General features: G+C 50.8%; 5 protein-coding genes. All 5 read right to left on the reverse strand.

Annotated features, from left to right (window positions below):
* Nucleotides 1-818: tail fiber domain-containing protein (locus HMPREF3143_RS26270; protein WP_254668428.1), on the reverse strand; the 818-nt coding region annotated here is incomplete at its 3' end.
* 62 nt (nucleotides 819-880) lie between these two features.
* Nucleotides 881-1,114, reverse strand: coding sequence for a phage exclusion lipoprotein Cor (locus tag HMPREF3143_RS10385; RefSeq protein WP_045409817.1), 234 nt, complete (start codon nucleotides 1,112-1,114; stop codon nucleotides 881-883).
* A gap of 107 nt (nucleotides 1,115-1,221) precedes the next feature.
* Nucleotides 1,222-1,893 (reverse strand): hypothetical protein, encoded by a 672-nt coding sequence (locus tag HMPREF3143_RS10390; protein ID WP_070532983.1) that lies wholly within the window; start codon nucleotides 1,891-1,893, stop codon nucleotides 1,222-1,224.
* The gene (locus HMPREF3143_RS10395) at nucleotides 1,894-2,208 is read right to left on the reverse strand and encodes a hypothetical protein (RefSeq protein ID WP_070532985.1); all 315 of its coding nucleotides are present in this window, start codon (nucleotides 2,206-2,208) and stop codon (nucleotides 1,894-1,896) included.
* A 40-nt stretch (nucleotides 2,209-2,248) separates the two neighbouring features.
* Nucleotides 2,249-3,000, reverse strand: a 752-nt coding sequence (locus HMPREF3143_RS10400; protein ID WP_139145865.1) for a phage tail tip fiber protein, incomplete at its 5' end; no start/stop codon positions are given.

Genomic DNA, 3,000 nt, shown 5'->3' on the forward strand with positions numbered 1-3,000 from the left:
CTCACATAGTTGCCAGAGCCGTCTAAAAGAGCTATGTCAAGCTGACCATATCCATTAGAGTCACCCCATTTATATCTACCTGACAATCCTGTAAGAACCCGTGTGACACCGTTAACTATATAATTTGATGAGAACGCACTACCTGACACTTCAGTGCCTGAGGCTGGATCTGAGGCCGATTTATTAATTGCATAAACATTTCCAGACACTGAAATCTGAGTGGAAATATCACCACCAGTTTTGCCATTCACAGTGACAAATCTCGAATCATCTCCGGCGGCGACCGTTCCCGCCGCTGATCCAACGTTCCTGGTAGCGCTGTTTCCTAAACCGAGGTTTGTGCGAGCGCCTGATGCGGTTGTCGATCCGGTACCGCCCTGGTTAACAGGTACGGCCCCACCGCTCTTGGTTGCCATATTGTCAGACAGATATTTCCATGATGGGCCGGTGAAGGTGGTGCCGTCTGGCAACTTCACTGTGATGTTTCCGGCGGCGCTGTAAACCTGCTGCCAGTTCTGTTTGTCGTAATTCAGTCCACGCAGAGCTTCTGCACTTTGTGCCACCAGCGCAGCAGTTACCATGTTCAGCGCAACGCGGGGAACAGCTGACCAGGCCGCGCCGGCCTTAGTAGGCCCGGTAAAGTTACTAACCAGAGTCACCTGGGTATTACCGTCAACCGTTTTTACTGGCAGCGTATAATCAACACCGCCCACAGTCGAAACAATGAAATCACCTGCGGCGAGTTCGGTTGCGAATGAGGTTCCGGCACCGCCAACAACAGCGGACCCATTTGTCAGGTTGATAGTTCCTGCAGACATATGCGCTCCTTTCGGGCAATAAAAAACCCCGCCAGAGCGAGGTTTATTCAAAAATGTTTGAGTTAATGGCAGGTGGTACTACTGAACGTGTTTGCGCTGACCCATGACCAGTTAAATGGGTAACCGGCGCGGTACTGGGTCTGGTTACTTTGCTTGCGTACTCCGTAAATCTGGACGATGTTTTCCTGTCCGCCGATCAGGGCCGTTCCGGTACATATTGGTTGCTGCTTCTGAAGAACGCCAGCGCAACCGGAGAGCAATACAGCCACCGCCAGGCAAAGAATCATGTTTTTCATCGTGGTTATATCCCAGGGTATTAACGAAGATAAACAATAACAAGATGAATCAAAGGGATATAATTGATTCTGTAGATCAATTTCATAAGATTGATCGCTGAAAACGATCAATCGTAGTTGGCGCAGTTGATGGCCATAATCACGTTTCTCAGATTTGAATACGCGACGTTCTGAAGGTTTCCGCTGGGCGTTGTTTGTGGTCTTGCGAATATTCGCGTATTGCCTCCCTCAAGTTTTGCCATGCTCTTGTAAATCGCCGAGTAGGGCTGCGGCTGGCCGCCGGCCGATATCACTCCAGTAATTAGACCCAGCATGGCAGGCATACAGGCCCATTTCCCCGCAAGCGTGGTATTGATGTTATAACCTGAACTTGCATCTACTCCGGCAGTACCGAGGGTTACCACATCACTGAGTGTGCGCGTTTCGTTTGTCAAAATAAGCGTCCCTGACGCATCCCAGACGGCCAGCCCGTAGTCTGGCTTTATCTGTGGGAAAATAGAGAAAAAATAAACGTACGCTGTGCCTGTTGCATTTGGTCTGAGGAAATCAATAGTGATGGTGTTCCCGCTTATCGTCTGGGTGATTTCCACCTCAACCGTGCAATGAACAAAGGTGACAACGGGCTGACCTGAGGGAAATGTGTGCGTCACTTTGGCATTGAAACCCGATGTCCCCTGAAGTTCTGCTGTCTTCCGTGCCTGCAACGAAATAGGCGAACTGTTAGCGGTGACCCATACTTCTCCGGCCGTCGTCGTCAGTAAAACGCCATACTGCGCCATTTATGCCCTCTCTATCTGGAAAATGAGATACGCCGCGGCCGCAGGCTCAGTCCCTGCGGAGTAGTCGGTATCGCCCACTGCCGATACCGTTGCGGTGCCACCTGAAATAGTGATCTTCCTCCGGCTCGTTCCCCACCGATCACCGCTCATGATCTGAAAGTAAGAAAGCTTGCACCCCGGTGGAAGCACGACTGAGTAAGAGCCTGTTTTCTGGTTCTGAGCCAACTGAAGATATCCACTTACACTGACTGGCTTAATCCCATAGTTGTTCACCCTGCCTGAGGCGTCCCAGGTTTCAACACCGTACTGAGCCATAGCTGTTCATCCTAAAAAGGGCCCCACCTTAGGCCCATGTTTACCATGTTCCCGTGATTCTCCCGATCTGCACTCTCAACACATTGTTGGCGTCACGCACACTGATTGTCTGGTTTGTCTGTTTCATGGCTCCCTCTCCAACTGTCGAACCGTAGTTCTCGAATGTTCCTGATTTATCCAGCCTCCATCCGACAGACCCAGCAACGTAGTTATTGGACTGGATGAAGTCGCCGATTTTGGCATTGGTGATCGTGCCATCCTGAATAAATGCGGAGCTCATAAAGACCTGACCATTGATGACAGCGAATGGAGAGTACTGGGTATCACCGCTGCCACTCATCAGCACAAACTGGTTAGCGTTGAAACCAACCCGGGTGACTACCGGCTTCCCCGCCTCTGCAAGCACTGCAATAGACATCCCGGCGTTGTACATCACCCCGTTTATTCTCACACCTGTTTTGAGGGTGTAGATTGCCGAAGCACCGGAGGCATCTACGACGGCTGTAAGCTTGTCTTCCAAGGAAGCGGTGACGTCCTCTATCTGCGCCTGTACCTGCGTCGAAAGTTCGGCCATTGCCTTATCAACTTCAGCAATCGTCGTTTTAACAACCAGAATATCGGCACGCACTTCCCCGTATTGTGCCCACTGGTGCTCAACTGTTCCGTGGTTCGCCAGGGCGTTCTGTAGTATTCCCTCAATGTTTGTATCTATGTCACCAGTGAGGCGCTCCCCATCAGCAGAGGTAAGAAAATCGTTAGCGATATCACCCAGATAATCATCGGCGTTATCGT

The organism is Enterobacter sp. HMSC16D10, from assembly GCF_001807145.1.
Classification (GTDB): domain Bacteria; phylum Pseudomonadota; class Gammaproteobacteria; order Enterobacterales; family Enterobacteriaceae; genus Enterobacter; species Enterobacter roggenkampii.